14 protein-coding genes are annotated in these 16,963 nt (G+C 65.5%); 13 read left to right on the plus strand and 1 reads right to left on the minus strand.

Annotated elements, in window-relative coordinates:
* Positions 1-7 precede the first annotated feature (7 nt).
* The 9 genes from murD (at position 8) to lpxC (ending at position 10,408) form a co-directional block, all read left to right on the plus strand.
* Positions 8-1,354 carry a UDP-N-acetylmuramoyl-L-alanine--D-glutamate ligase gene (murD, locus tag HMPREF2914_RS20580; protein WP_003103104.1) on the plus strand — a complete coding sequence of 449 codons (1,347 nt, stop codon included), beginning with the start codon at positions 8-10 and terminating at the stop codon, positions 1,352-1,354.
* A complete protein-coding gene (ftsW, locus tag HMPREF2914_RS20585; protein ID WP_003094125.1) occupies positions 1,354-2,553 on the plus strand; it encodes a putative lipid II flippase FtsW in 1,200 nt (399 codons plus the stop codon). Before murD ends, ftsW begins: the two co-directional genes overlap by 1 nt.
* On the plus strand, positions 2,543-3,616 hold the full coding sequence (murG, locus tag HMPREF2914_RS20590) for an undecaprenyldiphospho-muramoylpentapeptide beta-N-acetylglucosaminyltransferase (protein WP_003103107.1): 1,074 nt from the start codon (positions 2,543-2,545) through the stop codon (positions 3,614-3,616). The genes ftsW and murG overlap by 11 nt, the downstream gene beginning before the upstream one ends.
* On the plus strand, positions 3,609-5,051 hold the full coding sequence (gene murC, locus HMPREF2914_RS20595; RefSeq protein ID WP_003094121.1) for a UDP-N-acetylmuramate--L-alanine ligase: 1,443 nt from the start codon (positions 3,609-3,611) through the stop codon (positions 5,049-5,051). Before murG ends, murC begins: the two co-directional genes overlap by 8 nt.
* On the plus strand, positions 5,048-6,007 hold the full coding sequence (locus HMPREF2914_RS20600) for a D-alanine--D-alanine ligase (protein ID WP_003094120.1): 960 nt from the start codon (positions 5,048-5,050) through the stop codon (positions 6,005-6,007). The genes murC and HMPREF2914_RS20600 overlap by 4 nt, the downstream gene beginning before the upstream one ends.
* Positions 6,008-6,010: 3 nt before the next feature.
* Positions 6,011-6,874, plus strand: coding sequence for a cell division protein FtsQ/DivIB (locus HMPREF2914_RS20605; RefSeq protein WP_003094118.1), 864 nt, complete (start codon positions 6,011-6,013; stop codon positions 6,872-6,874).
* A gap of 21 nt (positions 6,875-6,895) precedes the next feature.
* Positions 6,896-8,149 carry a cell division protein FtsA gene (gene ftsA, locus HMPREF2914_RS20610; protein WP_003094115.1) on the plus strand — a complete coding sequence of 418 codons (1,254 nt, stop codon included), beginning with the start codon at positions 6,896-6,898 and terminating at the stop codon, positions 8,147-8,149.
* 50 nt (positions 8,150-8,199) lie between these two features.
* Entirely contained in the window at positions 8,200-9,384 is a 1,185-nt protein-coding gene (gene ftsZ / locus HMPREF2914_RS20615) for a cell division protein FtsZ (protein ID WP_003094113.1), read from the plus strand.
* A gap of 112 nt (positions 9,385-9,496) precedes the next feature.
* Positions 9,497-10,408 carry a UDP-3-O-acyl-N-acetylglucosamine deacetylase gene (gene lpxC / locus HMPREF2914_RS20620; protein ID WP_003094111.1) on the plus strand — a complete coding sequence of 304 codons (912 nt, stop codon included), beginning with the start codon at positions 9,497-9,499 and terminating at the stop codon, positions 10,406-10,408.
* 60 nt (positions 10,409-10,468) lie between these two features.
* On the opposite strand, the gene HMPREF2914_RS20625 is transcribed toward lpxC, so the two are convergent.
* Positions 10,469-10,930, minus strand: a complete 462-nt coding sequence (locus tag HMPREF2914_RS20625; RefSeq protein WP_003094105.1) for a DciA family protein — start codon at positions 10,928-10,930, stop codon at positions 10,469-10,471.
* Between the two features lie 80 nt (positions 10,931-11,010).
* Between HMPREF2914_RS20625 and HMPREF2914_RS20630 the strand changes: the two genes are divergently transcribed.
* From HMPREF2914_RS20630 to HMPREF2914_RS20645, 4 genes are all read left to right on the plus strand, one after another.
* On the plus strand, positions 11,011-11,934 hold the full coding sequence (locus HMPREF2914_RS20630) for a M23 family metallopeptidase (protein WP_003094103.1): 924 nt from the start codon (positions 11,011-11,013) through the stop codon (positions 11,932-11,934).
* Positions 11,935-12,067: 133 nt separating this feature from the next.
* Positions 12,068-14,818 carry a preprotein translocase subunit SecA gene (gene secA, locus HMPREF2914_RS20635; protein WP_003110155.1) on the plus strand — a complete coding sequence of 917 codons (2,751 nt, stop codon included), beginning with the start codon at positions 12,068-12,070 and terminating at the stop codon, positions 14,816-14,818.
* 146 nt (positions 14,819-14,964) lie between these two features.
* The gene (gene argJ, locus HMPREF2914_RS20640) at positions 14,965-16,182 is read left to right on the plus strand and encodes a bifunctional glutamate N-acetyltransferase/amino-acid acetyltransferase ArgJ (protein WP_003094095.1); all 1,218 of its coding nucleotides are present in this window, start codon (positions 14,965-14,967) and stop codon (positions 16,180-16,182) included.
* A gap of 120 nt (positions 16,183-16,302) precedes the next feature.
* Positions 16,303-16,938 (plus strand): glutathione S-transferase family protein, encoded by a 636-nt coding sequence (locus tag HMPREF2914_RS20645; protein WP_009315946.1) that lies wholly within the window; start codon positions 16,303-16,305, stop codon positions 16,936-16,938.
* The last annotated feature ends 25 nt before the right edge of the window (positions 16,939-16,963 follow it).

A 16,963-nucleotide genomic window follows, 5' to 3' on the forward strand; every position in this document is an offset into this window, starting at 1 on the left:
AGAGAGCATGAGCCTGATCGCCTCCGACCACTTCCGCATCGTTGTCGGCCTCGGCAAGAGCGGCATGTCCCTGGTGCGCTACCTGGCGCGCCGCGGCTTGCCTTTCGCCGTGGTCGATACCCGAGAGAACCCGCCGGAGCTGGCCACCCTGCGTGCCCAGTATCCGCAGGTGGAAGTGCGTTGCGGCGAACTCGACGCCGAGTTCCTCTGCTCCGCCCGCGAACTCTACGTCAGCCCCGGCTTGTCGCTGCGCACCCCTGCGCTGGTACAGGCCGCCGCGAAAGGCGTGCGCATCTCCGGTGACATCGATCTCTTCGCCCGCGAGGCGAAGGCCCCGATCGTCGCCATCACCGGTTCCAACGCGAAGAGCACCGTGACCACCCTGGTGGGCGAAATGGCGGTGGCCGCGGACAAGCGTGTCGCCGTCGGCGGCAACCTCGGCACCCCGGCGCTCGACCTGCTGGCCGACGACATCGAGCTGTACGTGCTGGAGCTGTCGAGCTTCCAGCTGGAAACCTGCGATCGCCTCAACGCCGAGGTGGCGACCGTGCTGAACGTCAGCGAAGACCATATGGATCGCTACGACGGCATGGCTGACTACCACCTGGCCAAGCACCGGATCTTCCGCGGTGCCCGCCAGGTCGTGGTGAATCGCGCCGATGCCCTGACCCGACCGCTGATCGCCGATACCGTGCCGTGCTGGTCGTTCGGCCTGAACAAGCCGGACTTCAAGGCTTTCGGCCTGATCGAGGAAGACGGCCAGAAGTGGCTGGCGTTCCAGTTCGACAAGCTGCTGCCGGTCGGCGAACTGAAGATCCGTGGCGCCCACAACTATTCCAACGCGCTCGCCGCGCTGGCGCTGGGCCATGCGGTCGGCCTGCCGTTCGACGCCATGCTCGGCGCGCTGAAGGCGTTTTCCGGCCTGGCTCATCGCTGCCAGTGGGTACGCGAGCGGCAGGGCGTGAGCTACTACGACGATTCCAAGGCCACCAACGTCGGCGCCGCCCTGGCGGCGATCGAGGGGCTGGGTGCCGACATCGACGGCAAGCTGGTGCTGCTCGCCGGCGGAGACGGCAAGGGCGCCGATTTCCATGACCTGCGCGAGCCGGTCGCGCGCTTCTGCCGGGCGGTGGTACTGCTCGGCCGCGACGCCGGGCTGATTGCCCAGGCGCTGGGCAACGCGGTACCGCTGGTGCGCGTCGCAACGCTGGACGAGGCAGTCCGGCAGGCCGCCGAGCTGGCCCGCGAAGGCGATGCGGTGCTGTTGTCGCCGGCCTGCGCGAGCCTGGACATGTTCAAGAACTTCGAAGAACGCGGACGCCTGTTCGCCAAAGCCGTAGAGGAGCTAGCGTGATGCTGTCGGTGTTGCGCCCCTTCCCGTCGCCGCTGTTGAGCCGGCACGGCATCGACCTGGACTTCCCGCTGCTGGCGGGTTGCCTGGCGCTGCTCGGCCTCGGCCTGGTGATGGTGACTTCCGCCTCTTCCGAGGTGGCGGCGGCGCAGTCGGGCAACCCGCTGTACTTCTCCGTCCGTCACCTGATCTACCTGGTGATCGGCCTGATTTCCTGCGGCCTGACCATGATGGTCCCGATGGCCACCTGGCAGCGTTGGGGCTGGAAGCTGTTGCTGGTCGCCTTCGGCCTGCTGGTGCTGGTGATCACCCCCGGTATCGGCCGCGAGGTGAACGGCTCGATGCGCTGGATCGGCTTCGGCCTGTTCAACATCCAGCCTTCGGAGATCGCCAAGGTCTGCGTGGTGATCTTCATGGCCGGCTACCTGATCCGCCGCCAGCAGGAGGTCCGGGAAAGCTGGATGGGCTTCTTCAAGCCCTTCGTGGTGTTGCTGCCGATGGCCGGCCTGCTGCTGCGCGAGCCGGACTTCGGCGCCACCGTGGTAATGATGGGCGCTGCCGCGGCCATGCTGTTCCTCGGCGGGGTGGGGCTGTTCCGCTTCGGCCTGATGGTGCTGCTGGCGGTCGGCGCGGTGGTCCTGCTGATCCAGACCCAGCCCTACCGGATGGCACGCCTGACCAACTTCACCGACCCCTGGGCCGACCAGTTCGGCGCCGGCTATCAGTTGAGCCAGGCGCTGATCGCCTTCGGCCGCGGCGGCTGGTTGGGCATGGGACTGGGCAACAGCATCCAGAAGCAGTTCTACCTGCCGGAGGCGCACACCGACTTCGTCTTCGCCGTGCTTGCAGAGGAGCTGGGCATCGTCGGCGCCCTGGCGACCGTCGCCCTGTTCGTGTTCGTCAGCCTGCGCGCGCTGTACATCGGCATCTGGGCCGAGCAGGCCAAGCAGTTCTTCTCCGCCTACGTGGCCTACGGCCTGGCCTTCCTCTGGATCGGCCAGTTCCTGATCAACATCGGGGTGAACGTCGGCCTGCTGCCGACCAAGGGCCTGACCCTGCCGTTCCTCAGCTACGGCGGCAGTTCGCTGGTGATCTGCTGTGCCTGTCTGGGGATGTTGCTGCGCATCGAATGGGAACGGCGAACCCACCTGGGTAGCGAGGAATATGAGTTCAACGAAGAGGACTTTGCCGATGAAAGGTAATGTCCTGATCATGGCGGGTGGCACCGGCGGACACGTGTTCCCGGCGCTCGCCTGTGCGCGGGAGTTCCAGGCGCGCGGCTATGCCGTGCACTGGCTGGGGACGCCGCGCGGCATCGAGAATGACCTGGTACCCAAGGCCGGCCTGCCGTTGCACCTGATCCAGGTCAGCGGGCTGCGCGGCAAGGGCCTGAAGTCGCTGGTCAAGGCGCCGCTGGAACTGCTCAAGTCGCTGTTCCAGGCGCTGCGGGTGATCCGCCAGCTGAGGCCGGTCTGCGTGCTCGGCCTGGGTGGCTATGTCACCGGCCCGGGCGGCCTGGCCGCGCGCCTCAATGGCGTGCCGCTGGTGATCCACGAGCAGAACGCCGTGGCCGGCACCGCCAACCGCAGCCTGGCGCCGATCGCCAGGCGCGTCTGCGAGGCATTCCCGGATACCTTCCCGGCCAGCGACAAGCGTCTGACCACCGGCAATCCGGTGCGCGGCGAGCTGTTCCTCGACGCGCACGCCCGCGCGCCGCTGACCGGCCGTCGGGTCAATCTGCTGGTGCTCGGCGGCAGCCTTGGCGCGGAACCGCTGAACAAGCTGTTGCCAGAGGCCCTGGCGCAGGTGCCGCTGGAAATCCGTCCGGCAATCCGCCATCAGGCCGGTCGTCAGCATGCCGAGATTACCGCCGAGCGTTATCGCACAGTGGCGGTCGAAGCGGACGTCGCGCCCTTCATCAGCGATATGGCCGCGGCCTATGCCTGGGCCGACCTGGTGATCTGCCGCGCCGGCGCGCTGACCGTCAGCGAGCTGACGGCGGCGGGATTGCCCGCCTTCCTGGTGCCGTTGCCTCACGCGATCGACGATCACCAGACCCGCAATGCCGAATTCCTGGTACGCAGCGGCGCCGGCCGCCTGCTGCCGCAAAAGTCTACCGGCGCGGCCGAACTGGCCGCGCAGCTGTCCGAGGTCCTGATGCATCCCGAAACCCTGCGCTCCATGGCAGACCAGGCACGCAGCCTGGCGAAACCCGAGGCTACCCGGACGGTGGTCGATGCCTGCCTGGAGGTGGCCCGTGGTTAAAGAACCGAATGGCGTCACCCGGACCATGCGCCGTATCCGCCGCATCCATTTCGTCGGCATCGGCGGCGCCGGCATGTGCGGGATCGCCGAAGTGCTGCTGAACCTCGGCTACGAGGTATCCGGCTCGGACCTCAAGGCCTCGGCGGTGACCGAGCGCCTGGAGAAGTTCGGCGCGCAGATCTTCATCGGCCACCAGGCGGAAAACGCCGACGGTGCCGACGTGCTGGTGGTGTCCAGTGCCATCAACCGGGCCAACCCGGAAGTGGCCTCGGCCCTGGAACGGCGGATTCCGGTGGTGCCGCGTGCGGAGATGCTCGCCGAACTGATGCGCTACCGGCACGGTATCGCGGTAGCCGGCACCCACGGCAAGACCACCACTACCAGCCTGATCGCCTCGGTGTTCGCCGCCGGCGGCCTGGACCCGACCTTCGTCATCGGCGGCCGACTGAACGCCGCCGGGACCAACGCCCAGCTTGGCGCCAGCCGCTACCTGGTGGCCGAGGCCGACGAGAGCGACGCCAGCTTCCTGCACCTGCAACCGATGGTCGCGGTGGTCACCAATATCGACGCCGACCACATGGCGACCTACGGCGGCGACTTCAACAAGCTGAAGAAGACCTTCGTCGAGTTCCTCCACAACCTGCCGTTCTACGGACTGGCAGTGATGTGCGTGGATGACCCGGTGGTGCGCGAGATCCTCCCGCAGATCGCCCGCCCGACCGTGACCTACGGCCTCAGCGAAGACGCCGACGTGCGCGCGATCAACATCCGCCAGGAAGGCATGCGCACCTGGTTCACCGTGTTGCGCCCGGAGCGCGAGCCGCTGGACGTCTCGGTGAACATGCCCGGACTGCACAACGTGCTGAATTCCCTGGCGACCATCGTCATCGCTACCGACGAGGGCATCTCCGACGAAGCCATCGTCCAGGGGCTGTCCGGCTTCCAGGGCGTGGGCCGGCGCTTCCAGGTCTACGGCGAGCTGCAGGTCGAGGGTGGCAGCGTGATGCTGGTGGACGACTACGGCCACCATCCGCGCGAAGTCGCCGCGGTGATCAAGGCGATCCGTGGCGGTTGGCCGGAGCGTCGCCTGGTGATGGTCTACCAGCCGCATCGCTATACCCGTACCCGCGACCTGTACGAAGACTTCGTGCAGGTGCTGGGCGAAGCCAACGTGCTGCTGTTGATGGAGGTCTATCCGGCCGGCGAAGAGCCGATCCCGGGAGCCGACAGCCGCCAGCTGTGCCACAGCATCCGCCAGCGCGGCCAGCTCGACCCGATCTACTTCGAGCGCGACGCCGACCTGGCGCCGCTGGTCAAGCCGCTGCTGCGCGCTGGCGACATCCTGCTTTGCCAGGGCGCTGGCGATGTCGGCGGCCTGGCCCCGCAACTGATCAAGAACCCGCTGTTCGCCGGCAAGGGAGGGAAGGGCGCATGAACCTTTGCCTCGATAGCCTGCTGAACGGCACCCAGGATCCCAAGGCGTTCGGCCGTGTCGCCGTGCTGTTCGGTGGCAAGAGCGCCGAGCGCGAGGTGTCGCTGAAGTCCGGCGCGATGGTCCTGCAATCCCTGCTGGCCGCCGGGGTCGATGCCTTCGGCATCGATGTCGGCGAAGACCTGCTGCAACGCTTGGTCGAGGAGAAGATCGACCGTGCCTTCATCATTCTCCACGGTCGTGGCGGCGAGGATGGCAGCATGCAGGGCCTGCTCGAGTGCGCGGGCATTCCCTACACCGGCAGCGGCGTGCTGGCCTCGGCGCTGGCGATGGACAAGCTGCGGACCAAGCGGGTCTGGCTCAGCCTCGGCCTGCCGACCCCGGACTACGCGGTGCTGGCCAGCGAGGATGACTGCCGCGACGCGGCGCAGCGACTGGGTTTCCCGCTGATCGTCAAGCCGGCTCACGAAGGCTCGAGCATCGGCATGGCCAAGGTCGGCGGGCTCGACGAATTGATCGCGGCGTGGCGCGAAGCGGCCCGCTACGACTCGCAGGTGCTGGTCGAGCAGTGGATCAGCGGCCCGGAATTCACCGTGGCGACCTTGCGCGGGCAGGTGCTGCCGGCGATCCGCCTGGGCACGCCGCACACCTTCTACGACTACGACGCCAAGTACCTGGCCAGCGATACCCGCTACCAGGTGCCCTGCGGTCTCGACGAGGCCAAGGAACGCGAGCTGAAGGAACTCACCGCGCGCGCCTGCGACGCCCTGGGCATCCAGGGCTGGGGGCGGGCGGACGTGATGCAGGACGCCGAAGGGCGTTTCTGGCTGCTTGAAGTCAACACCGCACCAGGCATGACCGACCACAGCCTGGTGCCTATGGCCGCTCGGGCCGCCGGCCTGGATTTCCAGCAACTGGTGCTGGCGATCCTGGCCGATAGCCGCGAGGCGAGGGGATAAGCCATGAACGGCGTACTGCTCCGTCATCAGCAACCCGGTGGACTCGGCCGCGCTCCGCGCAAGCCGATGCCGCGCGGCGCCAGCCGTCTGGTGGCCAAGGAACCGCTGAGCGTGCGCCTGCCGAAAGCCGACTTCAGTTTCCTCAAGTACCTGGCTTGGCCGCTGTTGCTGGCCGTTCTCGGCTATGGCGCCTATCGCGGCGCCGAGTACATCCTGCCGTACGCCGACCGGCCGATCGCCAAGGTCAGTGTCGAGGGCGACCTCAGCTACATCAGCCAGCGCGCGGTGCAGCAGCGGATTTCCCCGTACCTGGCGGCGAGCTTCTTCACCATCGACCTGGCGGGCATGCGCGGGCAACTGGAACAGATGCCCTGGATCGCCCACGCCGAGGTGCGCCGGGTGTGGCCGGACCAGGTGGTGATCCGCCTGGACGAGCAACTGCCGATCGCCCGGTGGGGCGACGAAGCGCTGCTGAACAACCAGGGACAGGCTTTTACGCCAAAGGAGCTGGCGAATTATGAACATCTGCCCCGCTTGCATGGTCCACAGCGGGCGCAACAGCAGGTGATGCAGCAATACCAGTTGCTCAGCCAGTTGCTGCGTCCCCTCGGGTTCTCCATTGCCCGCCTGGAAATGAGCGATCGCGGCGGTTGGGCGCTGACCACGGCCCAGGGCGTCGAGATCCAGATCGGGCGCGACCACGTGGTAGACAAGATTCGCCGCTTCGTAAGCATCTACGACAAGGCACTCAAAGATCAGATTTCGAACATTGCGCGGATCGACCTGCGTTACCCCAACGGCCTCGCCGTTGCGTGGCGCGAGCCGGTCACGCCCGCGACGGTGGCCACGGCCAGCGCCGTGCAGTGAGTTGAGGAGACAGTAATAACCATGGCAAGCGTGCAGAGCGGCAAGATGATCGTCGGCCTCGACATCGGTACCTCCAAGGTGGTGGCGCTGGTGGGCGAGGTGACGGCCGATGGCCAGCTGGAGGTCGTTGGCATCGGTACTCATCCGTCCCGCGGCCTGAAGAAGGGCGTGGTGGTGAACATCGAGTCCACCGTGCAGTCGATCCAGCGCGCCATCGACGAGGCCCAGCAGATGGCCGGTTGCCGTATCCACTCGGCGTTCGTCGGCATCGCCGGCAACCACATCCGCAGCCTCAATTCCCACGGCATCGTGGCGATCCGCGATCGCGAGGTGAACCCGGCGGATATCGAACGGGTACTGGATGCCGCCCAGGCGGTGGCGATCCCGGCGGACCAGCGGGTGCTGCATACCCTGGCCCAGGATTACGTGATCGATAACCAGGAAGGCGTGCGCGAGCCGCTGGGCATGTCCGGGGTGCGCCTGGAAGCCAAGGTGCACGTGGTGACCTGCGCGGTGAATGCTTCGCAGAACATCGAGAAGTGCGTGCGCCGCTGCGGCCTCGAGGTCGACGACATCATCCTCGAGCAGTTGGCCTCGGCCTATTCGGTGCTGACCGAGGACGAGAAGGAACTGGGCGTGTGCCTGGTGGATATCGGCGGCGGCACCACCGATATCGCGATCTTCACCGAAGGCGCGATCCGCCATACCGCGGTGATCCCGATCGCCGGCGACCAGGTCACCAATGACATCGCCATGGCCCTGCGTACGCCGACCCAGTACGCGGAAGAGATCAAGATCCGCTACGCCTGCGCCCTGGCCAAGCTGGCCGGTGCCGGCGAGACCATCAAGGTGCCCAGCGTCGGCGACCGGCCGCCGCGCGAACTGTCGCGCCAGGCCCTGGCCGAAGTGGTCGAGCCTCGTTACGACGAGCTGTTCACCCTGGTCCAGGCCGAGCTGCGCCGCAGCGGCTACGAGGACCTGATCCCGGCCGGGATCGTCCTCACCGGCGGCACCTCGAAGATGGAAGGCGCGGTCGAGCTGGCCGAGGAAATCTTCCACATGCCGGTACGCCTCGGCGTGCCGTATAGCGTGAAGGGCCTCACCGACGTGGTGCGCAACCCGATCTATTCGACGGGCGTCGGCCTGCTGATGTACGGACTGCAGAAGCAGTCCGATGGCATGTCGATGTCTGTGTCAGGCAGCAGCTACAGCAGCGACGAACCCAAGGCACCTGTCCTGGAGCGGCTCAAACGCTGGGTCCAGGGCAATTTCTGATTCAACGCGGTAACAGTAGGCGACAAAACTAGAAAGGAAGGAGAGGGGAAATGTTTGAACTGGTCGATAACATCGCACAAACCGCCGTCATAAAAGTGATCGGTGTAGGTGGTGGTGGCGGCAACGCCGTCAATCACATGGCCAAGAACAACGTCGAGGGCGTCGAGTTCATCTGCGCCAACACCGACGCACAAGCGCTGAAGAACATCGCGGCGCGCACCGTTCTGCAACTCGGCCCGGGCGTCACCAAGGGGCTGGGTGCCGGCGCCAATCCGGAAGTCGGTCGTCAGGCGGCTCTGGAAGATCGCGAGCGCATTTCCGAAGTGCTGGAAGGCGCCGACATGGTCTTCATCACCACCGGCATGGGTGGCGGCACCGGTACCGGCGCCGCGCCGATCATCGCCGAAGTGGCGAAGGAAATGGGCATCCTCACCGTCGCGGTGGTGACCCGTCCGTTCCCGTTCGAAGGTCGCAAGCGCATGCAGATCGCCGACGAGGGCATCCGCGCGCTGGCCGAGAGCGTCGATTCGCTGATCACTATCCCGAACGAGAAGCTGCTGACCATCCTCGGCAAGGATGCCAGCCTGCTGGCTGCCTTCGCCAAGGCCGATGACGTGCTGGCCGGTGCCGTGCGCGGTATCTCCGACATCATCAAGCGTCCGGGCATGATCAACGTCGACTTCGCCGACGTGAAGACCGTCATGAGCGAAATGGGCATGGCGATGATGGGTACCGGCTGCGCCAGCGGTCCGAACCGTGCCCGCGAGGCCACCGAGGCGGCAATCCGCAACCCGCTGCTGGAAGACGTCAACCTGCAGGGCGCGCGCGGCATCCTGGTGAACATCACCGCGGGTCCGGACCTGTCCCTGGGCGAGTACTCCGATGTCGGCAACATCATCGAACAGTTCGCTTCCGAGCACGCCACTGTGAAGGTGGGCACCGTGATCGACGCGGACATGCGCGATGAACTGCACGTCACCGTAGTCGCCACCGGCCTGGGCGCGCGCCTGGAGAAACCGGTGAAGGTCGTCGACAACACCGTGCAGGGCAGTGCAGCCCAGGCAGCCGCTCCGGCCCAGCGCGAGCAGCAGTCGGTGAACTACCGCGACCTCGACCGTCCTACCGTGATGCGCAACCAGTCTCACGGCAGCGCGGCGACCGCGGCCAAGCTGAACCCGCAGGATGACCTGGATTACCTGGATATCCCGGCGTTCCTGCGTCGTCAGGCCGATTGAAGTAATTAATCAGGAGTAGAGATGTGATTGGTGTTCAGCAAAGGCCGGTTCTGCTATCATCGCCGGCCATTGTTGAAAACAGTTCGCAGTCAGCGCTTAAGCGGCCAAAGCCATGATCAAACAACGCACCTTGAAGAACATCATCCGGGCTACTGGCGTCGGTCTGCACTCGGGGGAAAAGGTTTACCTGACCCTGAAACCGGCGCCGGTGGACACCGGTATCGTGTTCTGCCGCACCGACCTGGATCCGGTAGTGGAAATCCCGGCCCGGGCCGAGAACGTCGGCGAAACCACCATGTCGACCACCCTGGTCAAGGGTGACGTCAAAGTGGATACGGTGGAGCACCTGCTCTCGGCCATGGCCGGCCTGGGTATCGACAACGCCTACGTCGAGCTGTCCGCTTCGGAAGTGCCGATCATGGATGGCAGCGCTGGTCCGTTCGTATTCCTGATCCAGTCCGCCGGATTGCAAGAGCAGGAAGCTGCCAAGAAGTTCATCCGCATCAAGCGCGAAGTCAGCGTGGAAGAGGGCGACAAGCGCGCCGTCTTCGTTCCGTTCGACGGCTTCAAGGTCAGCTTCGAGATCGATTTCGATCATCCGGTCTTCCGTGGTCGCACCCAGCAGGCCTCGGTCGATTTCTCCAGTACTTCCTTCGTCAAGGAGGTCAGCCGCGCCCGTACCTTCGGGTTCATGCGCGACATCGAGTACCTGCGTTCGCAGAACCTGGCACTCGGCGGTAGCGTGGAGAACGCGATCGTGGTCGACGAGAACCGCGTGCTCAACGAAGACGGCCTGCGTTACGAGGACGAGTTCGTCAAGCACAAGATCCTGGATGCCATCGGCGACCTGTATCTGCTCGGCAACAGTCTTATCGGCGAGTTCCGTGGCTTCAAGTCCGGTCATGCCCTGAACAACCAACTGCTGCGTACGTTGATCGCAGACAAGGATGCTTGGGAAGTGGTGACCTTCGAAGACGCGCGTACCGCGCCTATTTCCTATATGCGCCCGGCGGCGGCAGTGTAGGAAAACTCTCCTTTCCATATTTGGAGGCCACCTCAGGGTGGCCTCTTTTTATTTCGGGATTTATTCTTGCCGGCTTTTCTCGGCGCGGCTTGCCAACCGCTCGAGCGCTTCCCGCAGGCGTGGATTGCCGACGATGTCGGCGGATTCGCGAAGGTTTTCCGCCGCGACGGCAGACAGGGTCAAGCTGCGACGTGCCGCACGTTGTGTGGACGTGGTGGGTTGCACCTTGAAAAGGATTTTCGCTAAGTTCGCGAATTCTTCGAAAGCCTGCAGCTGCCGCTGCAGGCGCCGCTGCTGATAGCGCAGGCGTGTGGCCCAGTGGCCATCGGTGACGATCAGCAGCAGGCAACCGCCGCGCCACGAAGCCACATGGCAGTACGGGCGCGCCGCCGGTTGCAACTGGCTTTCCAGCAGTTGCTGCAGGCGGCAGATGCGCTGGGCTTCGGCGAACAGCATCTGCAGCGGCCTGGCCTGGCGCAGCAACTGGGTCGATGCCTGGGCGGGCAAGGGACGAAAAGACATGGCGGGAAGCCTGGGGGTTACTGAGTCGGAATGGTAGCAGAAAGCGTTTCGCTACTGCCGGCCCGTATGAAGGATAAGTCATGCACATCATTTTTCTGAGCCGGCACCATGGGGCCGCTCGCTCCGTTCATCTGCAGCCGCGGTTGCTGATGCTGGCCGGGGCCTGCGTGGTCGGTGCCAGCCTGTTGGCCGGGGGCTTCATGGGCGCCTGGCTGTTCCGCGCGCCGGCTCCGGTGGCCGGCATCGAAGTCGATGCCGCGCTGCAGGCGCAGAGCGCCGAGATCAGCAGCGCCCGCGAGGACGCGCAGCGGCAGATGGACGCACTGAGCGTGCACCTCGGCGAACTGCAGGCGCGCCTGGTTCGGCTGGATGCCCTCGGCGAACGTCTCACCGAGTTGGCCGACGTCGACCCCGACGAGTTCGACTTCTCCCTGAGCGTCGGCCAGGGTGGCGTCGACGAACCGCTGGAGGGCAGCGCCTATGCCCCGCCGTCGTTCATGGCGACGCTGGACGAACTGGCGGCACGCCTGGATACCCGCGAGCAGCAGCTCGAGGTGCTGGAGCAACTGCTCGCCGACAAGCACATCAGCCAGTCGACCTACCTGGCCGGCCAGCCGGTGCGCCAGGGCTACATCTCCTCGCCGTTCGGGCGCCGGGTCAATCCGGTGAGCGGCCGCCTGAGCATGCACAAGGGCATCGACTTCGCCGCGCCGGCCGGCAGCGACGTGGTGGCCGTGGCGGCGGGGGTGGTGACCTGGTCCGGGCGCAAGAACGGCTATGGCAACGTGGTCGAGGTCGGGCACGCCGATGGCTACACCACGTTGTATGCCCATAACCAGAAGAACCTGGTCGAGGTCGGTGACCTGGTCAAGCGCGGCCAGGTGCTGGCCAAGGTCGGCAGCACCGGACGCTCCACCGGCTACCACGTACATTTCGAAGTGATGAAGGATGGCCGGGTAATGAATCCGCAAAGCTTCATCGCACGCGCGTCTGTTTCCGAGTGAGCGACGCGCATTGATCTGCTGTACTTTTCTCATACCCGTTTCCGGGTAGAATGTTCCCTTTCATGCCGTTGATCGGCACGGGCCGCCGGATGGGTGAGCCTTCCATTCCCCACGTGTGGATGACCAAGTCGATATGTTTGCGCCTTTGTTGAAGAAACTCTTTGGAAGCAAGAACGAGCGTGATGTAAAGCGCATGGCCAAGGCTGTACAGGCCATCAATGCGCTCGAGCCCCAGATGGTGGCGCTCTCCGACGAGCAGTTGAAGGCGAAAACGGCTGAATTCCAGCAGCGCTACGCCAAGGGCGAAACGCTCGACCAATTGCTGCCCGAAGCCTTCGCCGTGGTTCGCGAGGCTGGCAAGCGGGTGATGGGCATGCGCCACTTCGACGTCCAGCTGATCGGCGGCATGACCCTGCACGACGGCAAGATCGCCGAAATGCGTACCGGCGAGGGCAAGACCCTGGTGGGCACCCTGCCGGTCTACCTCAACGCGCTGTCCGGCAAGGGCGTGCACGTGGTCACGGTGAACGACTACCTGGCGCGCCGCGACGCCAACTGGATGCGCCCGCTGTACGAGTTCCTCGGCCTCAGCGTCGGCGTGGTCACTCCCTTCCAGCCGCCGGAAGACAAGCGCGCCGCCTACGCCGCCGATATCACCTACGGCACCAACAACGAATTCGGCTTCGATTACCTGCGCGACAACATGGCCTTCAGCCTGGACGACAAGTTCCAGCGCGAGCTGAACTTCGCCGTGGTCGACGAAGTGGACTCGATCCTCATCGACGAGGCGCGTACCCCGCTGATCATCTCCGGCCAGGCCGAAGACAGCTCCGAGCTGTACATCAAGATCAACAAGCTGATCCCGCGTCTCAAGCGCCAGGTCGAAGAGGTCGAGGGCAAGCCGACCGAGGAAGGCCACTACAGCATCGACGAGAAGACCCGCCAGGTCGAACTCAACGAGCAGGGCCACCAGTTCATCGAGGACCTGCTGAGCCAGAACGGCCTGCTCGGCGAAGGCGAGAGCCTCTACTCGGCGCACAACCTGAGCCTGCTGACCCACGTCTACGCAGCGCTGCGCGCGCACACCCTGTTCCACCGCAACGTCGAGTACATCGTCCAGGGCGACCAGATCCTCCTGATCGACGAGCACACCGGCCGCACCATGCCTGGCCGTCGCCTGTCCGAGGGCCTGCACCAGGCCATCGAGGCGAAGGAAGGCCTGCCGATCCAGGCCGAGAGCCAGACCCTGGCCTCCACCACCTTCCAGAACTACTTCCGCCTGTACAACAAGCTGGCCGGCATGACCGGCACCGCCGATACCGAGGCCTTCGAGTTCCGCCAGATCTACGGTCTCGACGTGGTGGTGATCCCGACCCACCGGCCGATCGCGCGCAAGGACTTCAACGACCTGGTCTACCTGACCCAGGAAGAGAAGTACGCGGCGATCATCACCGACATCAAGCAGTGCCAGGCCCTCGGCCGGCCGATCCTGGTCGGCACAGCGTCGATCGAGAGTTCCGAGTACGTTTCCAAGCTGTTGCAAGAGGCAGGCATCGAGCACAAGGTGCTCAACGCCAAGTACCACGAGAAGGAAGCCGAGATCATCGCCCAGGCTGGCGCGCCCGGTTCGGTGACCATCGCCACCAACATGGCCGGCCGCGGTACCGACATCCTCCTCGGTGGCAACTGGGAAGTCGAAGTCGCGGCCCTGGAGAACCCCACCGAGGAGCAGATCGCCCAGATCAAGGCCGAATGGCAGAAGCGCCACCAGCAGGTGATCGAGGCGGGTGGCCTGCACGTGATCGCCTCCGAGCGCCACGAATCCCGCCGGATCGACAACCAGTTGCGCGGCCGTGCCGGTCGTCAGGGCGACCCGGGTTCCAGCCGCTTCTACCTGTCGCTGGAAGACAACCTGATGCGGATCTTCGCCTCCGACCGGGTGAAGAACTTCATGAAGGCGCTGGGCATGCAGTCCGGCGAGGCGATCGAGCACCGCATGGTGACCAACGCCATCGAGAAGGCCCAGCGCAAGGTCGAAGGGCGCAACTTCGACATCCGCAAGCAACTGCTGGAATTCGATGACGTAGCCAACGAGCAGCGCAAGGTGATCTACCACATGCGCAACACCCTGCTGTCGGCAGAGGACGTGGGCGAGACCATCAAGGAGTTCCGCGAGGAAACCCTCAGCGCCACCATCAACCAGCACATTCCGCCGCAGTCGCTGCCCGAGCAGTGGGACATCGAAGGCCTGGAGGCCGCGCTGTACAGCGACTTCGCCGTGCGCCTGCCGATCCAGCAGTGGCTGGACGAAGACGACAAGCTGTACGAGGAAACCCTGCGTAGCAAGATCCTCGAGCAGATCGTCGCCGCCTACTACGAGAAGGAAGAGCTGGCCGGCGCCGAAGCCCTGCGCGCCTTCGAGAAGCAGATGCTGCTGCGGGTGCTGGACGACCTGTGGAAGGACCACCTGTCGACCATGGACCACCTGCGGCACGGCATCCACCTGCGTGGCTACGCGCAGAAGAATCCGAAGCAGGAATACAAGCGCGAGTCCTTCACCCTGTTCCAGGAGCTGCTGGACTCGATCAAGCGCGACACCATCCGCGTGCTGTCCCACGTCCAGGTCCGTCGCGAAGACCCGGCCGAAGAGGAGGCCCGCCTGCGTCGCGAGGCGGAGGAACTGGCCAAGCGCATGCAGTTCCAGCACGCCGAGGCTCCCTCGATGGAGCAGGCCGTGGCCGGCGAGGAAGAAGCGCTTCCCGAGGGCCCGGCTCCGGTCGTGCCGCTCGAGCCTGTGCGCAACGAGCAGAAGATCGGCCGCAACGAGCCTTGCCCGTGCGGTTCCGGCAAGAAATACAAGCACTGCCACGGGCAGCTGGACTAAGCTTCCCGCCTGGTTCACCAACGCCGCGACCGGTCCTGCCGCTCGCGGCGTTTGTTCGAATTGGCGCCAGACCGGCGCCGATGCGTTTTCCGTCACGCCGTCGCAGACGGCATCGAGTCCACTGTTTGGTAAAGGAGCGCGTTCCCATGGCTGTCGGTCTTGGCCCCCTGTCCACCCTGCACCCGGTCCCCGGTTTCGAACTCGGCATCGCTTCCGCCGGCATCAAGCGACCGGGGCGCAAAGACGTGGTGGTCATGCGCTGCGCCGAAGGCTCCAGCGTGGCCGGGGTGTTCACCCTGAACGCGTTCTGTGCCGCGCCGGTGACCCTGGCCAAGCAGCGTTTCCTCGGTGAGGTGCGCTACCTGCTGACCAATACCGGCAACGCCAACGCCGGTACCGGCGAGGCCGGCCTCGTCGCCGCCGCGCAAACCTGTGCCAAGCTCGCCGAACTGGCCGGGGTCGCCGAGACTTCGGTGCTGCCATATTCCACCGGGGTGATCGGCGAGCCCCTGCCGGTGGCCAAGATCGAGGCGGCGTTGCCTGCGGCCCTGGCCGACCTGGCCGAGGACCGCTGGGCCGAAGCTGCCGCGGGAATCATGACCACCGATACCCTGCCCAAGGGCGCCAGCCGCCAGTTCGTGCACGATGGCGTGACCGTCACCGTCACCGGGATCAGCAAGGGCGCCGGGATGATCAAGCCGAACATGGCGACCATGCTCGGTTATATCGCCACCGACGCCAAGGTCGCCCAGGGCGTGCTGCAGGATCTGTTGCGCGACGCCGCCAACAAGTCCTTCAACCGCATCACCATCGACGGCGATACCTCCACCAACGACTGCTGCATGCTGATCGCCACCGGTCGCGCGGCGCTGCCGGAAGTCACCCAGGCCAGCGGCGCGCTGTTCGCCGCGTTGAAGCAAGCGGTACTGGAGGTTTCCATGGAGCTGGCCCAGGCCATCGTTCGCGATGGCGAGGGCGCGACCAAGTTCGTCACTGTTCAGGTCAACGGCGGCGCCACCCACCAGGAGTGCCTGGATGTCGGCTATGCCGTGGCCCACTCGCCGCTGATCAAGACCGCGCTGTTCGCCTCCGACCCGAACTGGGGACGCATCCTCGCCGCGGTCGGACGTGCCGGCGTGGCCAATCTGGACGTGAGCAAGATCGACGTGTTCCTTGGCGACGTCTGTATCGCCAGCCGTGGCGGCCGGGCGGCCAGTTACACCGAGGAGCAGGGTGCGGCGGTGATGGCCCAGGCCGAGATCGGCATCCGCATCGAACTGGGACGCGGCACCTGCAGCGAGACCATCTGGACCACCGACCTGTCCCACGAATACGTGAAGATCAACGCAGAGTACCGCACCTGAAGCCAGGCATTCCGATCCTTCATCGATGGATGAAAATCGGGAATTTGCCATCGGTCCGTGCGCCTCTTAAGTTCTCTGGTGCATGGCCGTCCGCGTCGGGCGGCCGAAGAGGAGAGGCGCATGGCCCTGACCATCGTGATTGGCAATCGCAATGACTCGTCCTGGTCGCTGCGGGGCTGGCTGGCCCTGCGCATGAGCGGGGCGGCGTTCGACGAGATCCTCGTCCCGCTGGGGCGGCCCGATACCCGGGAGCGGATCCTGCAATATTCGCCGACCGGCAAGGTGCCCTTGCTGAAAAGCGAGGATGGCGACATCTGGGATTCCCTGGCCATCGCCGAGTACCTCGCCGAGCGCTTCCCCGAGGCCCACCTGTGGCCGCGCGGCGAGGCGGCGCGGGCGCTGGCCCGTTCGGTCTGCGCGGAAATGCACAGCGGTTTCGCCGCGTTGCGCGGCGAGCTGCCGATGGACCTGCGGCGCCAGCAGCCATTGGTGGAATTGTCCGAGGCGACACGACAGGATATTCAACGTATCTGCGAAGCCTGGGCGGATTGCCGGCGGCGCTTCGGCCAGGACGGTCCGTTCCTGTTCGGCCACGCCAGCCTGGCGGATGCGTTCTACGCACCGGTGGCGGCGCGTTTCCGCAGTTATGCGGTGGAGTTGCCGGATATCGCCCGGACCTATGTCGAGACGATTTATCAGTGGCCTGCGTTCCGCACCTGGTACGACGCGGCATTGCGCGAGCAGGCCGGTAGTTGATGGCCGTCCGCCGCTTCCGGCGGTG

The sequence above is a fragment of the Pseudomonas sp. HMSC067G02 genome (assembly GCF_001813485.1).
Lineage (GTDB): Bacteria > Pseudomonadota > Gammaproteobacteria > Pseudomonadales > Pseudomonadaceae > Pseudomonas > Pseudomonas aeruginosa.

Coding starts and splice junctions, on each gene's coding strand:
- murD (WP_003103104.1), top strand. CDS start 8: ATGAGCCTGATCGCCTCCGACCACTTCCGCATCGTTGTCGGCCTCGGC.
- ftsW (WP_003094125.1), top strand. CDS start 1,354: ATGCTGTCGGTGTTGCGCCCCTTCCCGTCGCCGCTGTTGAGCCGGCAC.
- murG (WP_003103107.1), top strand. CDS start 2,543: ATGAAAGGTAATGTCCTGATCATGGCGGGTGGCACCGGCGGACACGTG.
- HMPREF2914_RS20600 (WP_003094120.1), top strand. CDS start 5,048: ATGAACCTTTGCCTCGATAGCCTGCTGAACGGCACCCAGGATCCCAAG.
- HMPREF2914_RS20605 (WP_003094118.1), top strand. CDS start 6,011: ATGAACGGCGTACTGCTCCGTCATCAGCAACCCGGTGGACTCGGCCGC.
- ftsA (WP_003094115.1), top strand. CDS start 6,896: ATGGCAAGCGTGCAGAGCGGCAAGATGATCGTCGGCCTCGACATCGGT.
- ftsZ (WP_003094113.1), top strand. CDS start 8,200: ATGTTTGAACTGGTCGATAACATCGCACAAACCGCCGTCATAAAAGTG.
- lpxC (WP_003094111.1), top strand. CDS start 9,497: ATGATCAAACAACGCACCTTGAAGAACATCATCCGGGCTACTGGCGTC.
- HMPREF2914_RS20625 (WP_003094105.1), bottom strand. CDS start 10,930: ATGTCTTTTCGTCCCTTGCCCGCCCAGGCATCGACCCAGTTGCTGCGC.
- HMPREF2914_RS20630 (WP_003094103.1), top strand. CDS start 11,011: ATGCACATCATTTTTCTGAGCCGGCACCATGGGGCCGCTCGCTCCGTT.
- secA (WP_003110155.1), top strand. CDS start 12,068: ATGTTTGCGCCTTTGTTGAAGAAACTCTTTGGAAGCAAGAACGAGCGT.
- argJ (WP_003094095.1), top strand. CDS start 14,965: ATGGCTGTCGGTCTTGGCCCCCTGTCCACCCTGCACCCGGTCCCCGGT.
- HMPREF2914_RS20645 (WP_009315946.1), top strand. CDS start 16,303: ATGGCCCTGACCATCGTGATTGGCAATCGCAATGACTCGTCCTGGTCG.